The organism is Amycolatopsis endophytica, from assembly GCF_013410405.1.
Classification (GTDB): domain Bacteria; phylum Actinomycetota; class Actinomycetes; order Mycobacteriales; family Pseudonocardiaceae; genus Amycolatopsis_E; species Amycolatopsis_E endophytica.
In genome coordinates, this window is the sequence record NZ_JACCFK010000002.1 from 1,775,418 (window position 1) to 1,796,098 (window position 20,681).

At 71.1% G+C, this 20,681-nt stretch carries 23 protein-coding genes; 8 read left to right on the forward strand and 15 right to left on the reverse strand.

Features of this window, described 5'->3' with window-relative positions:
• Position 1: 1 nt before the first annotated feature.
• Genes HNR02_RS33750 through HNR02_RS33760 form a run of 3 tightly spaced genes read right to left on the reverse strand, consistent with a single transcriptional unit; the run spans position 2 to position 2,871 of the window.
• Positions 2-1,279, reverse strand: a complete 1,278-nt coding sequence (locus HNR02_RS33750; RefSeq protein ID WP_179777642.1) for a hydroxyacid-oxoacid transhydrogenase — start codon at positions 1,277-1,279, stop codon at positions 2-4.
• Between the two features lie 12 nt (positions 1,280-1,291).
• Positions 1,292-2,098 carry an N-acyl homoserine lactonase family protein gene (locus HNR02_RS33755; protein ID WP_179777643.1) on the reverse strand — a complete coding sequence of 269 codons (807 nt, stop codon included), beginning with the start codon at positions 2,096-2,098 and terminating at the stop codon, positions 1,292-1,294.
• Between the two features lie 59 nt (positions 2,099-2,157).
• Positions 2,158-2,871, reverse strand: coding sequence for a GntR family transcriptional regulator (locus HNR02_RS33760; protein ID WP_179777644.1), 714 nt, complete (start codon positions 2,869-2,871; stop codon positions 2,158-2,160).
• A gap of 61 nt (positions 2,872-2,932) precedes the next feature.
• On the opposite strand from HNR02_RS33760, the gene HNR02_RS33765 reads away from it, so the two are divergent.
• The 5 genes from HNR02_RS33765 to hisS all read left to right on the forward strand — a co-directional run bounded on the left by HNR02_RS33765 (position 2,933) and on the right by hisS (position 8,446).
• On the forward strand, positions 2,933-3,436 hold the full coding sequence (locus HNR02_RS33765) for a 2Fe-2S iron-sulfur cluster-binding protein (protein WP_179777645.1): 504 nt from the start codon (positions 2,933-2,935) through the stop codon (positions 3,434-3,436).
• Positions 3,433-4,404 carry an FAD binding domain-containing protein gene (locus HNR02_RS33770; RefSeq protein WP_179777646.1) on the forward strand — a complete coding sequence of 324 codons (972 nt, stop codon included), beginning with the start codon at positions 3,433-3,435 and terminating at the stop codon, positions 4,402-4,404. Before HNR02_RS33765 ends, HNR02_RS33770 begins: the two co-directional genes overlap by 4 nt.
• Complete coding sequence (locus tag HNR02_RS33775; RefSeq protein ID WP_179777647.1) at positions 4,401-6,473, forward strand: xanthine dehydrogenase family protein molybdopterin-binding subunit; 2,073 nt, start codon at positions 4,401-4,403, stop codon at positions 6,471-6,473. Before HNR02_RS33770 ends, HNR02_RS33775 begins: the two co-directional genes overlap by 4 nt.
• Before the next feature lie 35 nt (positions 6,474-6,508).
• Positions 6,509-6,883 (forward strand): alpha/beta fold hydrolase, encoded by a 375-nt coding sequence (locus tag HNR02_RS33780; protein WP_179777648.1) that lies wholly within the window; start codon positions 6,509-6,511, stop codon positions 6,881-6,883.
• Between the two features lie 276 nt (positions 6,884-7,159).
• A complete protein-coding gene (hisS, locus tag HNR02_RS33785) occupies positions 7,160-8,446 on the forward strand; it encodes a histidine--tRNA ligase (RefSeq protein ID WP_179777649.1) in 1,287 nt (428 codons plus the stop codon).
• Here the strand turns inward: hisS and HNR02_RS33790 are convergent, their stop codons facing one another.
• Both HNR02_RS33790 and HNR02_RS33795 read right to left on the reverse strand, forming a co-directional pair.
• Positions 8,447-9,112, reverse strand: coding sequence for an HAD family hydrolase (locus HNR02_RS33790; protein WP_179777650.1), 666 nt, complete (start codon positions 9,110-9,112; stop codon positions 8,447-8,449). It abuts the gene before it with no gap.
• Positions 9,113-9,151: 39 nt separating this feature from the next.
• A complete protein-coding gene (locus HNR02_RS33795) occupies positions 9,152-9,574 on the reverse strand; it encodes a hypothetical protein (RefSeq protein WP_246339342.1) in 423 nt (140 codons plus the stop codon).
• A gap of 139 nt (positions 9,575-9,713) precedes the next feature.
• Between HNR02_RS33795 and HNR02_RS33800 the strand changes: the two genes are divergently transcribed.
• On the forward strand, positions 9,714-10,355 hold the full coding sequence (locus HNR02_RS33800) for a response regulator (RefSeq protein WP_179777651.1): 642 nt from the start codon (positions 9,714-9,716) through the stop codon (positions 10,353-10,355).
• On the opposite strand, the gene HNR02_RS33805 is transcribed toward HNR02_RS33800, so the two are convergent.
• Complete coding sequence (locus tag HNR02_RS33805; RefSeq protein ID WP_218914367.1) at positions 10,352-10,990, reverse strand: GNAT family N-acetyltransferase; 639 nt, start codon at positions 10,988-10,990, stop codon at positions 10,352-10,354. The two genes, HNR02_RS33800 and HNR02_RS33805, sit on opposite strands and share 4 nt — an antisense overlap.
• Before the next feature lie 39 nt (positions 10,991-11,029).
• Entirely contained in the window at positions 11,030-12,118 is a 1,089-nt protein-coding gene (locus HNR02_RS33810) for an alpha/beta hydrolase family protein (protein ID WP_246339343.1), read from the reverse strand.
• An 83-nt stretch (positions 12,119-12,201) separates the two neighbouring features.
• Between HNR02_RS33810 and HNR02_RS33815 the strand changes: the two genes are divergently transcribed.
• Positions 12,202-12,789, forward strand: coding sequence for a pentapeptide repeat-containing protein (locus HNR02_RS33815; RefSeq protein ID WP_179777653.1), 588 nt, complete (start codon positions 12,202-12,204; stop codon positions 12,787-12,789).
• A 316-nt stretch (positions 12,790-13,105) separates the two neighbouring features.
• Here the strand turns inward: HNR02_RS33815 and HNR02_RS33820 are convergent, their stop codons facing one another.
• Complete coding sequence (locus tag HNR02_RS33820; protein ID WP_246339344.1) at positions 13,106-13,927, reverse strand: glycoside hydrolase family 16 protein; 822 nt, start codon at positions 13,925-13,927, stop codon at positions 13,106-13,108.
• 186 nt (positions 13,928-14,113) lie between these two features.
• Between HNR02_RS33820 and HNR02_RS33825 the strand changes: the two genes are divergently transcribed.
• Positions 14,114-14,299 carry an antitoxin gene (locus HNR02_RS33825; RefSeq protein ID WP_179777655.1) on the forward strand — a complete coding sequence of 62 codons (186 nt, stop codon included), beginning with the start codon at positions 14,114-14,116 and terminating at the stop codon, positions 14,297-14,299.
• 485 nt (positions 14,300-14,784) lie between these two features.
• Here HNR02_RS33825 and HNR02_RS33830 read toward each other — a convergent pair whose 3' ends face one another.
• From HNR02_RS33830 to HNR02_RS33860, 7 genes are all read right to left on the reverse strand, one after another.
• Positions 14,785-15,207, reverse strand: coding sequence for a PPOX class F420-dependent oxidoreductase (locus HNR02_RS33830; protein WP_179777656.1), 423 nt, complete (start codon positions 15,205-15,207; stop codon positions 14,785-14,787).
• A gap of 33 nt (positions 15,208-15,240) precedes the next feature.
• Positions 15,241-15,834, reverse strand: a complete 594-nt coding sequence (locus HNR02_RS33835) for a TetR/AcrR family transcriptional regulator (RefSeq protein WP_179777657.1) — start codon at positions 15,832-15,834, stop codon at positions 15,241-15,243.
• 76 nt (positions 15,835-15,910) lie between these two features.
• Complete coding sequence (locus HNR02_RS33840) at positions 15,911-17,215, reverse strand: ABC transporter substrate-binding protein (RefSeq protein WP_179777658.1); 1,305 nt, start codon at positions 17,213-17,215, stop codon at positions 15,911-15,913.
• A 9-nt stretch (positions 17,216-17,224) separates the two neighbouring features.
• Positions 17,225-18,277 carry a branched-chain amino acid ABC transporter permease gene (locus HNR02_RS33845; RefSeq protein ID WP_246339345.1) on the reverse strand — a complete coding sequence of 351 codons (1,053 nt, stop codon included), beginning with the start codon at positions 18,275-18,277 and terminating at the stop codon, positions 17,225-17,227.
• A gap of 2 nt (positions 18,278-18,279) precedes the next feature.
• The gene (locus HNR02_RS33850) at positions 18,280-19,158 is read right to left on the reverse strand and encodes a branched-chain amino acid ABC transporter permease (protein WP_179777659.1); all 879 of its coding nucleotides are present in this window, start codon (positions 19,156-19,158) and stop codon (positions 18,280-18,282) included.
• Positions 19,158-19,865: an ABC transporter ATP-binding protein gene (locus tag HNR02_RS33855; protein ID WP_179777660.1), complete on the reverse strand. Its 708-nt coding sequence runs from the start codon at positions 19,863-19,865 to the stop codon at positions 19,158-19,160. Before HNR02_RS33855 ends, HNR02_RS33850 begins: the two co-directional genes overlap by 1 nt.
• Positions 19,858-20,637 (reverse strand): ABC transporter ATP-binding protein, encoded by a 780-nt coding sequence (locus HNR02_RS33860; protein WP_179777661.1) that lies wholly within the window; start codon positions 20,635-20,637, stop codon positions 19,858-19,860. Before HNR02_RS33860 ends, HNR02_RS33855 begins: the two co-directional genes overlap by 8 nt.
• Positions 20,638-20,681 lie beyond the last annotated feature (44 nt).

Below are 20,681 nucleotides of genomic sequence, written 5' to 3' on the forward strand. Positions count from 1 at the left end.
CTCACCAGTTCTCGATCGATTCGGCGAAGATCGCCGACAGGTCCTCGCCCCGCACCGGCCGCGGGGCCGTCGCCAGCAGCCGCTCCTGCTTGAGCGTCCCGTCGACCAGTCCGGAGATGTCGCTCTCGTCGTAGCCGACACCGCCGATCCCGTTGGGGGTGCCGATGTCGCGCATCAACGAGGACAACACGAACGGCAGCTGGTCGACGGGGTCGTGCTGCTCGGGCGCGTGCGGGTCGAGGATCCGCGCGGCCCGCAGGTGCTTGTCCGGGTTGGTCGGGAAGGTGAACCGGAACGCCGCCGGCGCGGTCAGCGACACCGATTCACCGTGCGGGACCAGCGCCTCGTCCTGCGGGTAGTTCTTCGGCCGGTAGTCCTTGACGCGCCCGGCGATCGGGTACGCGCAGGCGTGCGGGATGTGCACGCCCGCGTTGCCGAAGCCCATCCCGGCGAACGTGGCGGCCAGCATCATGTCCGACCGCGCGGCCAGGTCACCGCCGTTGAGCACGGCCTTGCGGAACGAACGGGCCAGCAGGGTCAGCGCCTGCTCGGTCCAGGCGTCGGAGATCGGGTTCGACCCGCAGTAGGCGACACGGGTCTCCGGACGGTGCCGGGCGAAGGAGTCGAACGGCTTGGCCGTGTAGGACTCCAGCGCGTGGCACAGCACGTCCATGCCGCTGGCCGCGGTCACCTCGGGCGGCATGCTCAGCGTGAGCAGCGGGTCGACGACCGCCATCGACGGCCGCAGCCGCGGGTGGCTGATACCGGCCTTCACCTTGAGGTCGAGGAAGTCCATGATGCACACCGGCGTCGTCTCCGACCCCGTGCCCGCCGTGGTCGGCACCGCGACCAGCGGCTTGAGCGGCCCGTCCGGCGCCTTGCCCTGGCCGATCGGCTTGTTGACGTAGTCGTAGAGGTCGGCCGGGTAGGTGGTCATCAGGTTGATGGCCTTGGCGGTGTCGATCGAGGAGCCGCCGCCGACCGCGATGAAGCCGTCCCACTCCGACTCCTTCGCGAAGTCGACCGCGGCCTGGATGCTGACGTCGGTCGGTTCGACGTGCACCTGGTCGTAGACCTCGACGGTCAGCCCGCCCGCCTTGGCGGCGTCGGCGACGCGCTGCGGCACGCCCGTGGAGGCGATGCCGGGGTCGGTGACGATCAGGACCCGCTGCGCGCCCATCTGGGCGAGATCCCAGCCGATCTCGTCGACGGCGCCGGGCCCGAACTTGAGCGGGGTCGCACCCCAGGTGAAGACGGTTTCGTTCAGGTACTCGGTCACGGAAGTCCCCTTTCAGCCGAAGTGCCCGTCGGGCGCGAACGGAAGCGTGGCGGCCTGCGCCGGATCGTGGCCGAAGATGACCTCGGCGTTCGTTTCCTCGGCGATGCGGCGCAGTTTCTCCACCGACTCCAGCCAGCGCACGCTGTCCCACACGATCGCGGCGCCGACGGCGGGCGGGCCCCAGCTCTCGTCCAGGTAGACGGCGTCGGAGGTGAAGATCTTGGTGCCCGCACCGGGCAGGTCCACCCGCAGGGACATGGTCCCCCAGGTGTGTCCGGGTGTCGCGATGACGCTGACGCCGGGCGCGATCTCGGCGTCGCCGGAGACGAGTTCGTAGTCGATGCCCTCGTAGTCGACCTTGAGGTGCGCGCCCTTGAACGGCCCGTCGATGCCGAGCGCGCCGTCGTGCTCGTCGGAGTTGACGACGATCCGGGTCTTGCCGTTGTCGAACAGCTTCGCGTTGGCGGCATGGTCGAAGTGCAGGTGGGACAGCACGAGCACGTCGATGTCGTCCGGGGTCAGCTCCAGGCTCGCGAGCGAGTCCTGCAGGTAGCTGGTGCCCTCCTGGACGGGGAAGAACTCCTGCAGACCGGTGGGCGCCCAGCGGGTCTCCCAGTCCTGCGGGACGCCGGTGTCCCAGAGGATGCGCCCGTCCGGATGCTCGATGAGCACCGCATGGGTGGGACAGGTCGTCCACACCGCCTCTTTGCGGGTGTCCGAACGGTCGGTGATGGTCGCGCCCGGCTTCAGCAGCAGCCAGGTCTGGTCGCATTCCATGGTTCCGGTTCTGAGCAGGTGGACTTTGCTCGGTGCCGTCATCTGCGCCTCCTTGCGCCTCGTGATCCGGCCGAGGCACAGGGTGGCATGTAGCATGCTACTCAGTCAACGCCGGGGTACGCGGTCCACTCCAAGGAGACCGGCGGGAGCGCGTCTCCGCTGGCGGCGGCCTCCTGGCTGATCAGCAGGCGGCCGGTGTGCAGCAGGTGGGCACGCATCGATTCCGCAGCCGCCGCGGCCTCGCCCGCCTCGATGCGGGCGAAGATCTCCTCGTGCTCGGCAAGGATGTCGGCCAGCGTGCGGGACGTGTCGACGGTCGAGCTCCCCCGCAGCAGCACCATGTCACGCAGCGAGTCGATGTAGCGGGCGAGCCGGACGTTGCCGGAGGCGGAGTTGATCACTTCGTGGAAGCGCCGGTCGGCGGCCATGAAGGTGGCTTCATCGTGCCTGTCCGCCGCCACGCGCATGGCCTTGAGCTGGGCATCCAGGTCCCTGACCCACGCCGCGGTCCGTTGCGTCACCGCGCGGTAGGTCGCCGGAACCTCCAGCAGCAGCCGGATCGCGAAGACCTCCTCCAGATCGTGCAGCGACGTCTGGAGGATCCGCACCCCGCGGTTGCGCTCGAAGCGCACCATGCCACGCTCGGCCAGCTGGATCAGCGCCTCGCGCACCGGCGTCCGGGACACGCCGAGACGCTCGGCGAGGTCGTGCACCGAGTAGAGACTGCCCGCGACCAGTTCACCGTTGACGATGGCGGTCTTGAGCTCGTCGAGGAGCTTCCCGGCGAGGTTGGCGTCGTTCCCGATCTGCCGCATCCGCGCATTTTCCCACGCCGCACGCGGTTTCACGCCGCAGGCGCCGGGTACGCCCTCCGGCATGGACGCGGAGATCACCTTGCGCGTCGACGGCGCCGCCCGCCGCCTGACGCTGGACACCCGCACCACGCTCCTGGACGCCCTGCGTGAACGGCTCGGGGTGACCAGTCCGAAGAAGGGCTGTGACCACGGTCAGTGCGGCGCGTGCACGGTGCTGATCGGCGGCAGGCGGGTGCTGTCCTGCCTGTCGCTCGCGATCGCCCAGGACGGGGCCGAGGTCACCACCGCCGAAGGGCTCGCGGACGACGGCGAGCTGCACCCCGTCCAGCGGGCGTTCCTCGAACACGACGGATTCCAGTGCGGGTACTGCACGCCGGGCCAGATCTGCTCCGCCGTCGGGATGCTCGACGAGGCCGGGCAGGGCTGGCCGAGCCACGTCACCCCGGACATGAGCACGCGTCCCGCCCTCACCCGCGCCGAGATCGCCGAGCGGATGAGCGGCAACCTGTGCCGGTGCGCCGCCTACGACGGGATCGTGGGCGCGATCGAGGAGGCCGCGCGGTGAAACCGTTCGCCTACGACTCCCCCGCCGACGCCGCCACCGCGGTCCGGACCGTCGCCGGGGACCCGTCGGCCATGTACCTGGGCGGCGGCACGAACCTGGTCGACCACCTCAAACTCGGCGTCGCCCGGCCGGGCCGGATCGTTGACGTCACCCACCTGACCTCGACCGAAATCGTCGAACGGGACGGCGGGCTGTCGATCGGCGCCGGGGTCCGCAACAGCGAGCTGGCCGCCGATCCGCGGGTGCGGTCCCGCTACCCGGTGCTGGCTTCGGCGTTGCTGGCCGGCGCGTCCGGGCAGCTGCGCAACATGGCCACCACCGGCGGGAACCCGTTGCAGCGCACGCGGTGTGTGTACTTCCAGGACGTCACCACAGCGTGCAACAAGCGTGAGCCGGGTTCGGGCTGCTCGGCGATCGGCGGGTACACGCGCTACCACGCGATCCTCGGCGCGTCTTCGGAGTGCGTGGCCACGCACCCGTCGGACATGGCGGTCGCGCTGGCCGCGCTGGACGCCTCGGTGCGGGTGCTCGGACCGGACGGCGAGCGCACGATCCCGTTCACCGAACTGCACCGGCTGCCCGGCGACTCGCCGGAGAAGGACACGGTGCTGGAGCACGGCGACCTGATCACCGCGATCGACTTGCCCGCGCCTCCCGGAGACCGCCAGCGGTACCGCAAGGTCCGCGACCGCGCCTCCTACGCTTTCGCGCTCGTGTCGGTGGCGGCGGTGCTGTCCGTGGACGACGGCAGGATCCGGGACGCGCGCCTCGCGTTCGGCGGGGTGGCGCACAAGCCGTGGCGGGCGTGGCAGGCCGAAGACACGCTACGCGATGCTCATGTTTCGGAGGACGTGTTCCGCGCCGCAGCCGAGGCCGAGCTCGCGCAGGCGGAACCGTTGCCCGGCAACGAGTTCAAGGTTCCCCTGCTGACCCGCACTCTCGTCGCCGTCCTCCGGGAGCTGTCATGACCGCGATCGGCAAACCGCTGGTGCGGCGCGATGGTGCGCGCAAGGTCACCGGGACCGCCACCTACGCCTACGAAACACCACTCGACGCGCCCCTGTTCTGCCATCCCGTGCAGGCCACGGTGGCGCGGGGCCGGATCACCGCGATCCACACCGCCGACGCGGAGATGCTCGACGGGGTGCTGGACGTGATCACCTACCGCACCGCCGAACGGCTCGCGTCCACCGAGGACGCCGAGCTGGCGGCGCTGCAGGACCGGGAGGTCGCCTTCCGCGGGCAGCTGGTCGGGCTGGTGCTCGCCGAGTCGTCGGAGAGCGCGCGGCACGGCGCGGAACTGGTGACCGTGGACTATCACGAGCACGCGCACGACACCGAGCTGTCCGCCGACCGTGACGATCTCTACCGGCCCGAGAAGGTCAACCCCTCGTTTCCGACGGACACCGGCACCGGGGATGTGGACGCCGCCATGGCCGCGACGGATGTGACGGTCGAGCAGACCTACCGCACGGCGATGTACCACAACAACCCGATGGAGCCGCACGCCACGACGGCGTGGTGGGACAACGACTCCTTGACGCTGTGGGACTCGACGCAGGGCGTGCACCCGTCACGCACGACGGTCGCGAAAGTGTTCGGGCTGCCCGAAGAGCGGGTGCGCGTGGTGTGCCCGTTCGTCGGCGGCGGGTTCGGCTCCAAGGGACTGCCGCACGTGAACGTCGTGGCGGCCGCGATGGCCGCGCGAGCCCATCCGGGACGGCCGGTGAAGCTCGCGCTGACGCGGCAGCAGATGTTTTCGCTGGCCGGGTACCGGACGCCGACGATCCAGAAGATGCGGCTGGGCGCGGACTCCGACGGGCGGTTGGCGGCGATCAGCCTGGACGTGGTCGAGCAGACGTCGCGGATCAAGGAGTTCGCGGAACAGACCGCGTTGCCCGCGCGCATGATGTACGCCGCGCCGAACCGCCGCACCACGCACCGGCTGGCGGCGCTGGACGTGCCGGTGCCGTCGTGGATGCGCGCGCCCGGCGAGTGCCCCGGCATGTTCGGGCCCGAGGTGGCGATGGACGAACTGGCCTGCGAGCTGGGCATCGACCCGATCGAACTGCGGGTGCGCAACGAGCCGGAGACGGACCCGGATTCGGGAAATCCGTTCTCCAGCCGTCACCTGGTGGAGTGCCTGCGCGAGGGTGCGCGCCGGTTCGGCTGGGCGGGGCGCGATCCGCGGCCCGGCGTCCGGCTGGAGGACGGGTGGCTGGTCGGCACCGGCGTCGCCGCGTCGGTGTATCCGGCGCGGACCAACCCCGGGTCCACCGCGAACGTGCGGTTCGACGGCGGCCGGTACGTCGTCGAGATCGGCGCGGCCGACCTGGGCACCGGCGCGTGGACCGTGCTGCCGCAGATCGCCGCGGACGCGCTCGGTGTGCCCGTCGAGGAGGTCGACGTCCGGATCGGCGACACCGACTACCCGAAGGCGACGGTGGCAGGCGGGTCCACCGGAACGGCGACGTGGGGTTCGGCGATCGTCGAGGCGGCGCGGACGTTCCGCGACAAGTTCGGCCGCGACCCCGGCGACGGCGACGAGGCCGACGCGACGACCGGGGAGAACCCGGCGAGCGAGCGGTACGCGATGTACGCGTTCGGCGCCCAGTTCACCGAGGCGCGGGTGCACGCCGACACCGGCGAGATCCGGGTGCCCCGGCTGCTCGGGGTGTTCGCCGCGGGCCGCATCATCAACCCGCGGACGGCGCGGTCGCAGTTCCTCGGCGGCATGACGATGGGCCTGTCGATGGCGTTGCACGAGGACAGCGTGTGGGATCCGCGGTTCGGGCAGGTGGTGAACCACGATCTGGCCGAATACCACGTCTCGGTGAACGCCGACGTGGACGACGTGCAGGCCCACTGGCTGGACGAGCAGGACGACCAGGTGAACCCGCTGGGCAGCAAGGGAATCGGCGAGATCGGGATCGTGGGAACCGCGGCGTCGGTGGTGAACGCGGTGTTCCACGCGACCGGGGCACGGATCCGCGACCTGCCCGTCACCCTGGACAAGGTGCTGCCGTTCCTGCCCTGACGGGGTTTCCCGAGGGCCGCCTGCCGGATTCGATCGTGGAGTACCTGGACGTGATCGGGCGGCTGACCGATCCCGTCGCCTACGGTGGCTCACCCGAGGACGCCTTCCACCTCGTGTGCCCGGCTCCGCCGGGCTACGGTTTCAGCGACACACCTTCCACATCGGGCTGGGGAATCCAGCGCATCGCCGACGCCTGGGCGGTTTTGATGGCCCGGCTGGGTTATGCGCGGTACGGCGCGCGCGATCTGATCGAGAGCGAACGCGCCGGGCTGGAGAGCCTCGCCTCCCGCTGCTGGGCCGCCCGCCGTGACACCGACATCCGGTACTGGAACGAGCCACGGCGAGGGGGTCATTTCGCGGCCATGGAAGAACCGGAGGTGATCCGCGCGTTCTTCCGGCTGGTCCGCTGAGCCCTGACCGCACCGCCGTGACACCGTGTCCTTCGTCACCGGCAGCCACCGACGGTCTTTTTCCGAACACCAGGTTTGCGGCGTCCACCACCGGGGTAGACAGCCGCCGGAGTCGCAGTCCGGTGGTCGCGCAGGGGTGCCGTCGGATGGAGCAGGAAGCCCTGGCCCACCTCCCCCTCGGCGGGCCGGGGCTTCCGTCTGTCCAGGGGCAGTGCTCGGGCCCGCGCACCGGCGCGGGACAATGGCAGGCGCACCCGACCAGCAAAGGACCGTTCCATGGCGAAGGCCGCCGAGCCACCTTCAGGTACCCGCGACTTCCTGGCCGACGAAGTGCGTCGCCGGAAGGCGGCGTTCGACACCGTCAGCGCGGTCTTCGAGCGCTACGGCTTCGACCCCCTGGAGACCCCGGCCTTCGAACGCCTGGAGGTGTTCGCGGGCAAGCTCGGCGAGGACGCCTCGGCGCTGATCTTCAAGATCCTCAAGCGCGGGGTGCACGAGGCCAGCGGCGAGGCCGACCTCGCGCTGCGCTACGACCACACCGTCCCGCTGGCGCGGGTCATCGGCACCTACGGCAGCAAGCTGCCCTCGCCGTACAAGCGCTACGCGATCGGCCCGGTGTGGCGCGCCGACCGCCCGGCGCAGGGCCGGTTCCGCGAGTTCGTGCAGTGCGACATCGACACCGTCGGCTCGTCCTCGCCGCTGGCCGACGCCGAGACGGTCTGGGCGCTCAACGACGCGCTGACCGCGCTGGGGGTCGAGGACTTCCGGTTCCTGGTCAACAGCCGCCAGGCGCTGCACGGCCTGCTGGAGGCGTACGGCATCCCCGAGGAGGCGGGCGCCCGGGTGCTCGGCAGCCTCGACAAGCTGGACAAGGCCGCACCGGACGCGGTGGTCGCCGAGCTGGCCGACCGCGGGCTCGCGGCCGAGACCGCGGAGAGCCTGGTCGGTGACGTCGTCGCCCCCGACACCGACCGCATCCGCAAGCAGCTCGACACCACCGAACGCGGCCGCGCCGGGCTGGCCGAGGTCGACCGGCTGCTGGAGCTGACCGCCGGTCTGCCGTCCGGGCGCGTCGTGTTCACCCCGCGCATGGTGCGCGGCCTGGACTACTACACCGGCCCGATCTTCGAGGTCACCGCGGCGGGCTACCCCGGTTCGATCTGCTCCGGCGGACGCTACGACGGTCTGGTGGCGAAGCTGGGCGGCCCGGACCTGCCCGCGTGCGGCGGGTCGATCGGCCTGGAGCGGATCCTGGCGGGCCAGGCCGCCGCCGACGCCGAGGCCGGTGCGCTCGACGTGGCGCTGACCGTGCTCGGCGCGGAGGATCAGGTGCTGCGGCTGGCGAACCAGCTGCGGGCCGACGGCCTGCGCACGGCGGTCTACCTGGGCACCTCGGGCAAGCTCGCACGCCAGCTCAAGTGGGCGAACGACCAGCACGCCCGCACCGTCCTGATCTACGGGCCCGCCGAGCAGGAGGCGGGCGAGGTCACCGTGCGGGACATGACCTCCGGCGAGCAGACGCGCGTCCCGGTCGCCGACGTACCCGCCCACCTGCGGCGATAGTCACTCCCGGCCGGGCGCGCCGAACGGCAGGTCGTCCAGGCTCGCCCGCAGTCCGTGCAGGTCGGCGAAGGTGCGGGCGGCTCCGCTGTCGGTCAGTTCGGCCGCGGAGAACCCGCCGGTGAGCAGGCCGACCGAGGGCAGGTCGATGCGTCCCGCGGCGACGCAGTCCCACACCGAGTCGCCGATGACCACCGCCTGTTCGCCCCGCACCTTCTCCAGCGCGACCTCCAGCAGATCGGGTTCGGGTTTGGTGGCCTCGACGTCCTTCGAGCTGGTCCAGTCCCCCGCCAGCTCGCGGCCGTCGATGAGGTCGAGGTAGTGGTCGACGTGATCGGGTTTGCCGGAGCTGGCCAGTACCACCCGGTAACCGGCGTCGCGGGCGGCCCGCAGCAGTTCGTGCGCGCCGTCGAGGGCGCACACCTCCGGCAGCATCCCGTCGACGAGTTCCTTCCACTTCGCCCGGACGTCGTCGCCGCACGAGTCCTCGGCCTCCTTGCCCGCGACCTCGGGCACGAGCTGGTCACCGCCCATGCCGATGGCCCGGTGGATCCGCCACACCGGCACGGTCACGCCGTAGCAGCGGAACGCGCGGAACCACGCGAGCGAGTGGTGGTAGTTCGTGTCCACCAGCGTGCCGTCCACATCGAGCACGAGAACCTTGGCCATGCCCGACGGGTTGCCCACGGCGACCAGCCGGGAAACCGCTCAGCCGAGCGTGCTCACATACGCGAGGAGCCCCACGACGGGCACGCCCGCGAGCACGAACCGCAGGTCGCGCCGCGGCGCCTCGCGCACCAGCCGCACCCCGGCCGGAACCAGTGCCACGCACAGGCCCGCCGCGGCCACGACCGACCGCACGGTCGTTCCCTTGAGGACGCCGAGCGGCATCGCCGAGGCGGCCGCCAGCCCCAGCGCCTGCACCGGGTGCAGCACCCGGCTCCGCCACGCCCCGAACGCGAGCACCGGCCAGCCGATCAGGATCGCGAACGACAGGTAGCTGAACAGGTGAAGGTCACCGTATGCCTCGCCGACGAAGGCGGTGGCGAACCCGGCGCCCCGGTGCCGGGCCAGCGCGAGGGCCGCCTGGTCGAACCCGGCGTGGAAGGTCCGTTCGAACAGCCCGGTCACGACCAGCACCGCACCCCAGACACCCCATCCGGTGCCGTGCGCGCGGCGCTCTACGATGGTGACCTGACCGCGGAACCGTTGCCGCGCGGCGGTTTCCGCGTCGCCGCCGTCCTGCGGTACGACACGCCGGAGGTTCCCGTTGCCCGAACCGCTCCGGCTGGTGATCGCCGACGATCAGGCGTTGCTGCGCGGCAGTTTCCGGGTGCTGGTCGAGAACGAGCCCGACATGACGGTGGTCGGCGGGGCGGCCACCGGCACCGAGGCGATCGAGGTCGTGCGGGCGACCGCGCCGGATGTCGTGCTGATGGACGTGCGGATGCCCTGGATGGACGGCATCGAGGGGACACGCGTGCTCATCCGCACGATGTTCGATCTGGACTCGCACGTCTTCGGGGCGCTGCGGGCCGGCGCAGCGGGCTTCCTGCTCAAGGACACCCGCCCGGCCGACCTGTGCACCGCGATCCGCGTGGTCGCCGCCGGGGACGCGCTGCTGGCACCGGCCGTCACGCGCCGCCTGATCGCCGAGTTCGCGCGGACGACGACGGCGCCGCCGCGGCTGACCCGGGAGCTCGACGTGCTCACGCCGCGCGAGATCGAAGTGCTGACGCTCATCGCGCAGGGCCTGCCGAACACCGAACTGGCCGGGAACCTGCACCTGTCGATGGCGACGGTGAAGACCTACATCGGGCGCTTGCTCACCAGACTGCACGCCCGCGACGGTGCCCAGCTGGTCATCCTCGCCTACGAGAACGGCCTGGTCACCGCCTCCGGACCGGTCTAGAGCCCGAACAGTGGACGGCAGGGCTGGAAACCCTCGATCGTCACCGGGACGCCGCCGCGCCACGCCTCGCGGGTCAGGCGCAGCCGTCGCTCGATGGCGAGCTTTCCGCGCACGACGTGCCGCGCGGTGCCGTCCGGCCGGTAGCCGAGCTTGCGGGACACCGCGAGCGAGGCGGCGTTGTCCTCGAAGGCGCCGGAGACCGCCTCGTCGGCACCGAGGGCTTCGAAGGCCAGGTGCAGCACGGCGGCGCGCATTTCGGTGCCGATGCCCTGTCCCTGGTACCGGCGGCCGATCCAGGATCCGGTGTGCACCTCACGGGTGATCGCCAGGTCCCGCCCGTTGACCGTCTGCTGGCCGACGACCTCGCCGTCGCGGAAGACGGCGAGGTCCAGTCCCCAGTCCCGCGGTGTCCAGCCGCCGAGCCTGCGCCAGAAGTACTGCACCACCGATCGCGCGACCAGTTCCGGTTCCTGATCGGTCCACGTGACGATGAACGGCTGCACCCCCGGATCGTGCACGCCGTCGGCGGCCAGCCCGGCGAGCGCGGACAGTTCGTCGGAATCGGGCAACCTCAGTTCGAGCCGCGGAGTCCTTATCCGCAGCCCGAAAACCGGGAACTGATCGGCGATCACCATCTCATCTTGGACCAGCGCGGCGCCGCGGAAAATCCGATTTCAGGTCACGAACTCCATGTCCGGGTAGCGCGGCGACGGCCCGTCCAGCAGGTGGTCGTTCCGGTCACGCAGCCACCGGTCGAAGAACGAGGCCACGTAAGCGCGCTGGGTGCGTACCGCGGTGTCCGGGTCGAGCGTCCCCACCTTGACGCCCAGTTGCGGCAGCAGCGTCACGGCATCGGTGAAGGAGGCGTGTTCGCTTCCACGCAGTGTGAGCTGCCGCGCCCATCCCGGCGTGGCGGCGAGGAACGCTTCCCAGCCGGGGCCGGTGTCGATCTCCCCGTCCTTGCCGACCAGCAGGAAGGGCTTCGGAAGCCCCTCGGCCGCGGGCGGCATCAGGCTGCCGTCGAGGTAGGTCAGGTTGCCGTCCAGGTTCACCCCGGCCACGACGCGCGGATCGGCCGCCATCGTCAGTGCCGCCGCCGCGCCGCCCATCGAGTGGCCGACCATCCCGACCCGGCTGACGTCCATGCGGGTCGCGATCGAGTCCAGCACGAACCGGGTGTCCGTCACCCGCACGTCGAGCGCCTCGCGCACGAACGCGTCCGGATCGCCGGGGCCGACCATGGTCCGCACCGAACCGTCCGGGAACTGCACCTCCGGCGACTCCCCCGTGTGATCGATGCTCACCACCACACAGCCCCGGCTCGCCAGGTCCTCGGCCGTCGCGGTGCCCCAGGTGCGCGGTTCGCCCAGGCCCGGCGAGTACACGATCACCGGATGCCGTCCCGGAAGCGGCATCGCGTCACGCCGTGCGCGGGTCCGCACACCGGCCCAGTCGGTTCCGGCAGGCACGCCGAGTCCGAGTAGTCCGTTGGCGGTGACGGCGTCGAAGTGCGCCGCCGCGCCCGGCAGCATGTACGGCGCCGGTGCGCGACCGGGCAACGCCGGATAGTGCACGCTGACCATCAGCTCACGCGCCCCGCCCTGCCACGGATCCGCCCGCGACGTGTCGACCAGGTGCAGATCCGTTTCACCGACGCGGTACGGGCCGGTGAGCGCGGGCAGCGTGAGCCGCGGTGACGCCGACGCGGGCACGGCCGAGGCGAGCAACACCGTCGCGGCGAGGAGGAACGATCTCCGCATCATGGTGATCATGATGTCGCCTCGCACCGCGCGCGACATCCGGGAACGCCCTGAGCGCGACCCCGGAACGGGGTTAGGGTCACCGGATGGCAGCAACCGGCACCACGGTCACCGGTCAGGACTGGGAGGCCGCGCGGCTCACCGGTGAGCGGTACGAGCAGGTCACCTTCGTGCGGGCCGACCTGAGCGAGGCGGTCACCGAGGGCGTCGTCTTCAGCGGGTGCACCTTCCGCGACAGCCGGTTCAACGCCTCCGGGCACACCGGCGCGGCCTTCCTCAACTGCACGTTCACCGGCTGCTCGTTCTTCGACGCCACGTTCACCGACTGCAAGCTGACCGGCTCGGTATTCGACCGCTGCACCTTCGACCTGCTGTCCGTCGAGGGCGGCGACTGGTCGTTCACCGGCCTGGCCGGCGCCGACCTCCGACGAGCGTCGTTCACCGGCGCGCGCCTGCGGGAGACCGACCTCATCGCCGCCCGGCTGGCGGGCGCCAAGCTGAACCGGGTCGACCTCACGGGCGCCGAACTGCGCGACGCCGACTTCTCCGGCTGCGACCTGCGGGGCAGCGAACTGTCCGGCCTGAACCCACTGCAGGTGCGGCTGGTCGGCGCGATCATCGATCCGGGGCAGGCGTTCGTCCTGGTCCACGCGCTCGGGCTGGAGATCCGCTGACCGGAGCCGCTACGCCGGTTTTTGCGCTACGCGCCTCACTCCGGCGACGGCTTCGCTTCGCTACGCCCTGGGCCGTGGGCCGGCGGATTGTGCCCTCCCGAACCCGATCTTTCAGTGTTCGGTTGCCGAGGGGGCTGGGGATCGGGTTGCGGGCCAGGACCGGTTCGGGTGGTGGGGCGCGTCGCGCTGCCGGGTGCGATACCGGGGCGGCAAACACGGCGCCCGGAGTGGCAAACACGGCGCGGTGCGTGGCGTGTTTGCCGCTCGCGTTGGCGTGTTTGCCGCTCCGGGCAGCGAGTTGGCCCAATCCTTACGATCAGGTCGTCACGCGCACGTAATCGACCACGAGCTGCTGCGGGAACTGCGTGCTGCCGTCCGGGTCGCCGGGCCAGTACCCGCCGACCGCGAGGTTGACGATCAGGTAGAACGGGTGGTCGAACACCCACCGGTCGCCGCCCAGGTCGGCGGGGGTCCGGGTCTGGTAGAGGGCGCCGTCGACGTACCAGCTGATGCGGTCCGGCGCCCAGTCGACGGCGTAGGTGTGGAAGTCGTCGGAGAAGTTCGGGCCGTTGTAGTAAGCGCCGATGCCCTCGGCACCGGAGTAGCCAGGACCGTGGATCGTGCCGTGCACGGTGTTCGGCTCGAAACCGACGTTCTCCATGAAGTCGATCTCACCGCAGTTGGGCCAGCCGTTGCTGCCGATGTCGTTGCCCAGCGCCCAGAACGCCGGCCACATGCCCTGCCCGCGCGGCAACTTCATGCGGGCCTCGAAGTGGCCGTAGGTCTGGGTGAACTTCCCGGCGGTGTTGAGCCGCGCCGAGGTGTACTCGCACGGCCCGTACCAGCAGTTGTAGCCGGCGGGGTTCTCGCGTTTCGCGGTGATGACGAGGTGGCCGTTGCCGTCGAGCGCCGCGTTGGCGGCCCCCGCGGTGTAGTACTGCCGCTCGTGGTTGTTGACGTTGTCGCCGGTTTCCAGTTGCCACTTCGAGCCGTCCACCGCGCTGCCCGCGGCTCCGTCGAAGTCGTCGTTGAACGTCACCGCGGCGGCCAGCGCGCCGCCGTCGGCCTGGGCGGGTGCGGCGGCCAGGGTCGCCGCGGTGACCAGTGCGGGGAGGAGGAAGCGGACCAAGCTCGACATCGGCATCGACATCACGCCTTTCCGACCGTTTGTTGTGGGGGAGAACAAAGGTAGCGCGGTCTAGACCACTGCGGAAGGGACTTTCGTCGGAAACTTTCCACCCTCACACGAGTGACCCGCGTCCGGGGGAGGCGCCGTTTCCGCGATCCCGGACCGGGTACGCGAGGCGCCGAGGAGGTAAGTGCCATGAACATGTTCGACAAGGCCAAGGACGCACTGAGCAAGAACCCGGACAAGGCCGACCAGGGCATCGACAAGGCCGCCGAGGCCGCCAAGGGCCGGTTCGGCGAGCACGGGGACAAGATCGACCAGGCTTCCGAGAAGGCCAAGGACTACGTGCGCGGCCAGCAGGAGCCGCCGCCCCCGCAGTAGTCCACAATGGAACGAGCCCTCCGGGACGAGATCCACGTCCCGGAGGGCTCTTCTGCCGGCCCATCGGCCTGGGGCGCACTCGGGGAGGAGGTTGCCGGGCACGCCACGCACGGTCGCGCTGACGCACGCGCATGACGACCACGACCACGCCCACGGCGCCGGTCGCGTGGCCGCCGAGGGCGCGACGATCCTGGCCGGGGCCGCGGGCGAGGTGCCATCCGGTCCGCACACTTACGACATGCTGTTCAGCTGTGACGGGGTCGCCATCGACCCGCCAGGCGACATCGATCAGCCGGGCCGCGCACCCTCGATCTGGGCGGGACGTCGGTGGCGGTGGTGCCGGGTTCCGCGCACACCCACGGCGCCGCGGCGATCTCCGGGTCGGTCGAGGGATGGCTGGAAACGCTGCCCTGGCTGGAGAGCTTCGGTGCGGGACTACATCGAGTGGATACTCGCGACGGTCAGCCACCCTCGCGCGCCGCCGGTCAGCGGATCTTCTCGCCGTACACGCGGTCGACGGTCAGCGCCATGAGCACCCGGCGGTCGGACACCATGACCTGCCGGTACTCGGCCCAGTCCGGGTGCTCCCCCGCGGCGCGCCGGTAGTAGTCGACCAGCGCCCCGACCTCGGGCCCGTCCGGATCGTCACCCGGCCCGATCAGCTCGACGGTGCCTTCGGCGGTCGCCCAGGCCCAGCCGTCGGAGCTGGTGACCTCCAGCGCCGCACGCGGGTCGCGGCGCAGGTTCCGTGTCTTGGCACGCCCGTCGGTCATCGACACCAGGACGACACCGGCCTCGCGGTCGTAGAAGGGCGTGACGGGCGACAGCTGAGGCAGGCCGTTCGCTTTGATGGTGGCCAGAACTCCGAGCCTGGCCTCGGCGAGCAGCTCGCGCGGATCGAAAGTCATGCGCCGATCATGCACCTTCGCACGGATGTGAGGTCACGACGCCGGGTACAACCGCCCCATCAGGTCCAGCACCTCGTCGATCATCTTGCGGGCCTTGGCCTTCGACGGCGCCGCCGCGACCTCGCGTCCGGCCTCGGTCGCCATGGCCGTCAGGCACAGCACCAGCATGTCGCTCAGCGGCCGCGTATGCCCGTTGACCAGCGTCGAGTTGGCATGCAGCCACTCGCGGAACCGCTGCCGCGTCAGCAGGCCGAATCCGGCGGGCCCGCTGCCGGACAGGAAGATCCGCGCCAGCTGCCGCTCCTCCCAGCACCCGTCGAGGTAGGCGCGGGTGCCGGCGATGAACAACCGCAGCGCGTCCTCCTCCCCCGCCGCCAGCGCAGTGCGGAACGCGCGCGCCGACCGGTGCTGCTGCCGCTTCGTGTACTCGTCGTACAGCGTGATCCACAGGTCCGCCTTGGCGGTGAAGTGGTGGTACAGGCTGCCGATGCTGGCGCCGGCCCGGTCGGCGATGTCGACGAGCTTGGCGTCCTCGTAACCGGAGGCGACGAACACCTCGCGAGCGGCGTCGAGCAGCGCCGCGCGGGTGATCTGCGCCCGGGAGCTGCCGGTGGTGGCCTCGGTCATCCCCCGATTGTGCCGGACCGCACGGCCCGCGCCGGTCCCGGCGTGACGTGAGCCCCGCCGGGACGCGGCGCTCACCTCATGCCGCCGGAACGCCGTTGACCGGCGCCGCGGGCTGCGGTGTCGTGTACGGCACGACCGGCCCGTCGCCGTCGTCGGTGGTCAGCGGCGTGCCGGACAGCACCTGCTGCCCGCCCGTGATGGTCGAGATCTGCCCGCCGGTGTAGCCGGCGTGCGAGTCCGGCCCGTACCGGAACGGCACCAGGCCGGGCCCGGTGAACCCGCCCTTGTTCAGCGCGTCGATCAGGCCCTGGCGCGTCAGGTCCTTGCCCGCGGCCTGCAAAACCTGCGCGAACGTGTAGGCGTAGGACATCGCGTAGATGACGTTGCCGTCGAAGGGCAGGTTCGGGATGTACTGATCGTGCACCTTCCGGAACAGCTCGATCCACGAGTTCTGCCCGCCGGTGGTCGAGGGCAGGTAGGCGCTGCTGACCAGCCCCTCGATCAGATCGGTGCCCGTCACCGGGGCCCCGCTCTGTTTGGCGTAGTTCTCCAGCAGCCCGGAGACCGTCACCGGGTCCGCGCCGACGCTGGAGGCGACCAGCTGCGGACTGTAGCCCAGGCGGAGCGCGGTCAGCTTGAACAGCGCGGTGTAGGCCGGGATCGTCTCCAGCACCACGACCTCCGCGCCGCTGCGCGCGATGGCCGACACCTGCGCCGCGACGTCGGTGTTGCCCGGCTGGTAGGGCTGCCGCGACACGACCAGGTTCTGGTCGATGAACTTGTCCAGGCCCTTCATGCCGTCGGCGCCGAAGTCGTCGTCCTGGTAGAAGTAAGCGACTTTCTTGCCCGCGAAGTTCTTCGTGACGTAGTCACCGAGGATCTTGCCCTCGACGGTGTAGTCGGGCTGCCAGCCGTAGGTGTAGGGGTTGCGGTCCGGCTGGTCCCAGCAGGTGCAGCCGGAGGCGACGAACAGGTCCGGCACGCGGGAGCTGTTGAGGAAGTCGACGACCTTGGTGTGGGTGGGCGTGCCGAGCGCGCCGACCATCGCGAAGACCTTGTCCTCCAGGACGAGCTGCTTCGTCAACGTCACCGTGTTCGCCGGGTTGTAGCCGTCGTCGACGTACTTGAGGTTGATCTTGCGCCCGTGGATGCCGCCGCTTGCGTTGATGTAGTCGAACATCGCCTTCGCCGCGGGCCCCTGCTCGCTGTAGCCGGGCGCCGCGTTGCCGGTCAGCGGCAGGGTGCTGCCGATGAGCACCTCGGTGTCGGTCACGCCGGGCGTGCTGCCACCGCCGCCACCCCCTCCGCCGCACGCCGTCAACGTGAGCGCGAGCGCCGCGGCGAGCGCGACCGCCGCGCGCGGGCGTCTGGACAGGACCATCTCGTCTCCTTAGATCTTCCGGTTCCGTCGGAGCAGGCGGCCGATCCGGCGCACCCCGGACTGGATGCCGCCGGGGAAGGCCAGGATGACCAGGATCAGCACCAGCCCGTAGAGGACCAGCGGGATGTTGGCGTAGATCGCGCGCGGCAGGTCGGCCCGCTGCGCGAGGTCGGTGGACCAGGTGGGCAGCAACGTCACGATCACCGCGCCGTACACCGCCCCGGCGAGGCTGCCGAGCCCGCCCAGCACCGCCGCGGTGAGCAGGGACAGCGACAGGGCCAGCGTGAACGCCCCCGGCGCGGCCAGGTTGTTGACGATCGCGAAGAGCCCGCCCGCCAGCCCCGCGCACCCCGCGCTGACGCAGAACGCGAGGATCTGGATCCGGGCGACGTGCACCCCGGACAGGGCCGCGGCGTCCTCGTCCTCGCGCACCAGCCGCATGTCACGGCCGAGCCTGCTACGGCTGAGGTTGGCCAGCAGGAACAACACGGCCACCAGGCAGATGCCGCAGATCCAGGACTGCCACCGCTCCAGTGGGAACGTCTCGCCCAGCGACAGCGGCGGCACCGGCGGGCTGACGACCAGTCCGTTCGCACCGCCCAGCAGTTCGCGCAGGCCGTGGTAGTCGGCCAGCGACGGCAGCCCGACCGCGAGCGCGAGCGTCGCGCCCGCCAGGTACGGGCCGCGCAGCCGCGCCGCGGCCACCCCGACGAGCGCGCCGACCAGTGCCGTCCCCGCGGTCGCGACGATCAGCACCGGCGCGAGGCTCCAGCCCTCGTTCTCCAGCAGCAGCGCCGAGGTGTACGCGCCGACCGCGACGAAAGCGCCGTGCCCCAGCGAAATCTGGCCGGACAGTCCGGACAGCACCGTCAGTCCCGCCACCGCGATCGCCGTGTAGGAGATCTGGGCCAGCTGCAGGTTCGCGAACGGGTCGAGCACGATCGACAACGCCCAGAACCCGAGCAGCCCCAGCACCGCCCAGCACCCGTGCCGCAGCAGGGTGGAGCGCCGCCACAGCGGCAACGCGCGCGTCGCGCTCGGGCGCGCGGGTGTTTCCGTCATCGTCATACCCGCCGCCTCGCTCCCGCGCCGAACAACCCGTGCGGCCGCACCATCAGCACGACGATGAGCACGACGAGCGCACCCAGCGTCACCACGTCCGGGCCGAGGTAGCCCGAGACGAGACTGAGCACCAGCCCCAGCACCAGCCCGCCGACGACCGCGCCGGGCGGGCTGTCCAGTCCGCCGATCACCGCGGCGGTGAACCCGAACACCAGCACCGCGTCGAACGCCGTGGGGCTGACGAAGGTGCTGGGCGCGATGAGGACCCCGGCGATGGCGCCGACCACCGCGGCCAGCGCCCAGCCGACGGTCAGCATCCGGCCGACCCGCACCCCCAGCAGGCGGGCCACCTCCGGCGCGAACGCCGTGGCCCGCATCCGCAGCCCGATCGACGTGCGGCGGAACACGACCGCCAGCACCACCATCACCGCGAGCACCACGCCGACGATCCAGAGATCGTTGAGGGAGAACAGGATCTGGCTCCCGCTCACCTCGAAGCCCGCGATGGAGAACGCCGGCGGGTAGGACTGCGGCGTGCCGCCGAACACCATCCCGGCGATGCCCTGGAGCCCCACCAGCAGACCGAAGGTGACCACGACCGCGTCCAGCGGCGGCCGGTTCGCGACCGGGCGGATCAGCACCCGCTCGACCACGGCGCCGAGCACGAGCCCGGCGGCGATCGCGACGGCCAGCGCCAGCCAGTACGAACCGCCGTGGCTGATCACGGTGTAGGCGAGGAACGTGGTGATCATCAGCATCCCGCCCTGCGCGAAGTTCACGATGCGGGTGGAGCGCCAGATCAGCACCAGTGCCAGCGCGACCGCGGCGTACACCGTGCCGCTGGTCAGCCCGGCGAGGGTCAGGTCGAGGAAACGGCCCATCACATCTCCAGGTAGGCCCGGCGCACCCGGTCGTCGGCGGCCAGCCGGGCGGCTTCGTCGTCGGCGACCTTGCGGCCGACGTTGAGCACGATGGCGCGGTCGGCCACGGACAGCGCGGTGCCCGCGTTCTGCTCGACCAGCAGCAGCGTCAGGCCGGTGTCGGCGCGCAGACCGCGCAGGGTCGCGATGATCTGCGCGGCCGTGCGTGGCGCGAGCCCCAGCGACGGCTCGTCGAGCAGGAGCAGTTCGGGACGGCTCATCAGCGCCCGCCCGATCGCGAGCATCTGCCGCTCCCCGCCGGAGAGGGTTTCCGCGCGCTGGTTGCGGCGCTCCGCCAGCGGCGGGAACAGCTCGAACATGCGCGCCACCCCGGTGCGCAGCCACCCGCGGTCCCGCCGCCACAGTCCGCCGAGACGCAGGTTCTCCTCGACTGTCAGCTCGACGATCACCCCGCGCCCCTCGGGCACGTGCGCCACGCCCAGCCGCACCAGGTCCTCCGGGCCGCGGCGGGTGATGTCCTGGTCGTTCAGTCGCACTGCGCCGGCTTTCGGGCGCAGCAGACCGGACAACGCGCGCAGCAGCGTCGTCTTGCCCGCGCCGTTCGCGCCGAGCACCGCGGTGATCGAACCCCGCTCGACGGTCAGGTCGACCTCGTGCAGCGCGCGCACCGGTCCGTACTCGGCGACCAGGCCGCTGACCTCAAGCATCGGCGGCCACCGCTTCACCGAGGTAGGCGCGCTGCACGGCCGGGTCCTCGCGCACCACCGCGGGGGTCCCGGCCGCGATCACCTCGCCGAAGTCCAGCACGACGAGCCGGTCGCAGAGGTTCATCACGAACTCCATGTGGTGCTCGACGAGCATGACCGTGGTGCGCTGCCGCAGCCCGCGCACGATGTCGGCCAGCTCGGTGATCTCGGCGGCGGACAGGCCCGCGGCGGGCTCATCGAGCAGTAGCAGGCGAGGTTCGCTGATCAGCGCGCGGGCCAGCGCGACCCGCTTGCGGACGCCGTAGGGCAGGCTCGCGCAGTGACGGTGCGCGACGTCGCCGATGCCCAGCGATCCGAGCATCCCCAGCGCCTGGTCCCGCAGCTTCAGTTCGTGACGCTCGGCCCACGGCGAGGCCAGCAGCGCGCCGATCGGGCCGGTGCGGGAGCGGTGGGTCGCGCCCGCCGCGACGTTGTCCAGCGCGGTCAGGTTGGGGAAGAGCCCGAGCCCCTGCAGGGTGCGGGCGATGCCCAGGCGAGTCAGCTGGTGCGGACGTGGGTCGAGCCGGCGACCGTCGAACGACAGCGCGCCGGAATCCGGGCGGACGAATCCGCAGATCGTGTTGAACAGGGTCGTCTTGCCTGCGCCGTTGGGACCGATCACGCCGAGCACCTCCCCTTCGGCCACGTCCAGCGAGACCGCTCGGAGGACCCTCAATCCGCCGAAGGAGACGGTGCATTCGTCCACTCGCAGCAAGGGAGCTTCCTGCGCCATTTCTTGCGACCACCGCCTCTTCGCAGCCTGTCAAAACAGAATCT

Excerpts from the sequence above, each read along its gene's own strand:
- HNR02_RS33755 (WP_179777643.1), bottom strand. The coding sequence starts at position 2,098 with ATGACGGCACCGAGCAAAGTCCACCTGCTCAGAACCGGAACCATGGAA.
- HNR02_RS33760 (WP_179777644.1), bottom strand. The coding sequence starts at position 2,871 with ATGCGGCAGATCGGGAACGACGCCAACCTCGCCGGGAAGCTCCTCGAC.
- HNR02_RS33765 (WP_179777645.1), top strand. The coding sequence starts at position 2,933 with ATGGACGCGGAGATCACCTTGCGCGTCGACGGCGCCGCCCGCCGCCTG.
- HNR02_RS33775 (WP_179777647.1), top strand. The coding sequence starts at position 4,401 with ATGACCGCGATCGGCAAACCGCTGGTGCGGCGCGATGGTGCGCGCAAG.
- hisS (WP_179777649.1), top strand. The coding sequence starts at position 7,160 with ATGGCGAAGGCCGCCGAGCCACCTTCAGGTACCCGCGACTTCCTGGCC.
- HNR02_RS33790 (WP_179777650.1), bottom strand. The coding sequence starts at position 9,112 with ATGGCCAAGGTTCTCGTGCTCGATGTGGACGGCACGCTGGTGGACACG.
- HNR02_RS33805 (WP_218914367.1), bottom strand. The coding sequence starts at position 10,990 with ATGGTGATCGCCGATCAGTTCCCGGTTTTCGGGCTGCGGATAAGGACT.
- HNR02_RS33810 (WP_246339343.1), bottom strand. The coding sequence starts at position 12,118 with ATGATGCGGAGATCGTTCCTCCTCGCCGCGACGGTGTTGCTCGCCTCG.
- HNR02_RS33815 (WP_179777653.1), top strand. The coding sequence starts at position 12,202 with ATGGCAGCAACCGGCACCACGGTCACCGGTCAGGACTGGGAGGCCGCG.
- HNR02_RS33820 (WP_246339344.1), bottom strand. The coding sequence starts at position 13,927 with ATGTCGAGCTTGGTCCGCTTCCTCCTCCCCGCACTGGTCACCGCGGCG.
- HNR02_RS33825 (WP_179777655.1), top strand. The coding sequence starts at position 14,114 with ATGAACATGTTCGACAAGGCCAAGGACGCACTGAGCAAGAACCCGGAC.
- HNR02_RS33830 (WP_179777656.1), bottom strand. The coding sequence starts at position 15,207 with ATGACTTTCGATCCGCGCGAGCTGCTCGCCGAGGCCAGGCTCGGAGTT.
- HNR02_RS33835 (WP_179777657.1), bottom strand. The coding sequence starts at position 15,834 with ATGACCGAGGCCACCACCGGCAGCTCCCGGGCGCAGATCACCCGCGCG.
- HNR02_RS33840 (WP_179777658.1), bottom strand. The coding sequence starts at position 17,215 with ATGGTCCTGTCCAGACGCCCGCGCGCGGCGGTCGCGCTCGCCGCGGCG.
- HNR02_RS33845 (WP_246339345.1), bottom strand. The coding sequence starts at position 18,277 with ATGACGGAAACACCCGCGCGCCCGAGCGCGACGCGCGCGTTGCCGCTG.
- HNR02_RS33850 (WP_179777659.1), bottom strand. The coding sequence starts at position 19,158 with ATGGGCCGTTTCCTCGACCTGACCCTCGCCGGGCTGACCAGCGGCACG.
- HNR02_RS33855 (WP_179777660.1), bottom strand. The coding sequence starts at position 19,865 with ATGCTTGAGGTCAGCGGCCTGGTCGCCGAGTACGGACCGGTGCGCGCG.
- HNR02_RS33860 (WP_179777661.1), bottom strand. The coding sequence starts at position 20,637 with ATGGCGCAGGAAGCTCCCTTGCTGCGAGTGGACGAATGCACCGTCTCC.